Raw genomic sequence first — 977 nt, forward strand, 5'->3', positions numbered from 1 at the left:
ATATAGAAGTTACATATACAAAAAAGAAGGGCATTCACTATTCTCCCTTCTTTTTTGTATCCACAATCATTTATTTCACTAAGTACTTTTCTAATTCATTTATTAAATATTTTGCACCTTCAGGACTTAAGTTGATTTTTCCATTTGCAAGAGAAATATTTTTATCAGATACTTCTCCTGTTATTGCACAAGTACCATGCGCTTTATATTTTTTCAAGATAATCTTTTCACCTTCTACATAAATCTCTAATGGTGTCTTTTCTTTAATTTTCAGCGTGCGTCTTAACTCCATTGGTATAACGATACGTCCTAAATTATCTAAATTTCGAGTTACTCCTGTTGATTTCATGAAATCTCTCCCTTAAATTTTCTATAGCTCTATATTTTATACCCTATGTCACTTTTCATTGTAACAAGCTTTCTCCAAAGATTGAAAACATTATAATCCAAAAGCTTACAATCATAATAAGAATCTCTTTACACCTTTGTGAAAAGGGATACTTTGTATCTTCCATCTATTGCTTCCTCCTTTTGTACAAAGATCTACTTAACGTTAGAAGGGTAAATCGTCGTCCGAAATATCAATTGGTTGACCTGAATTAGCGAATGGATCATCATTCTTTTTAAATCCAGAATTACTAGATTGATTAAATGAGTTCGAACCTTGATTACCAAAACTAGCCCCTACTGGCTGTTGATTAAATGAATTACGTTCTCCTCCATCACTATTACGTGGCTCTAAAAATTGTACGCTCTCTGCAACAACTTCTGTCACATATACGCGCTTCCCATCTTGCCCATCATAATTACGTGTTTGAAGACGACCATCTACACCAGCTAAACTACCTTTCTTTAGATAGTTTGCTACATTCTCAGCTTGTTTACGCCAAACAACCACTGAAATGAAGTCAGCTTCTCTTTGTCCCTGGTTTGTGAACGGTCTATTCACAGCTAGCGTAAATGTTGCGACCGCAACC

2 protein-coding genes are annotated in these 977 nt (G+C 34.6%); both read right to left on the reverse strand.

Annotation, left to right across the window (positions count from 1 at the left end):
* Positions 1 to 70: 70 nt before the first annotated feature.
* Complete coding sequence (locus tag LOK41_RS28230) at positions 71 to 349, reverse strand: AbrB/MazE/SpoVT family DNA-binding domain-containing protein (protein WP_241819386.1); 279 nt, start codon at positions 347 to 349, stop codon at positions 71 to 73.
* A gap of 204 nt (positions 350 to 553) precedes the next feature.
* On the reverse strand, positions 554 to 977 hold a 424-nt coding region (ssb, locus tag LOK41_RS28235), incomplete at its 5' end, for a single-stranded DNA-binding protein (protein WP_241819387.1).

The sequence above is a fragment of the Bacillus sp. TL12 genome (assembly GCF_022625245.1).
Lineage (GTDB): Bacteria > Bacillota > Bacilli > Bacillales > Bacillaceae_G > Bacillus_A.

What these genes read in the sequence shown, in the direction of transcription:
- LOK41_RS28230 (WP_241819386.1), bottom strand. Translation starts at nt 349, where the DNA reads ATGAAATCAACAGGAGTAACTCGAAATTTAGATAATTTAGGACGTATC.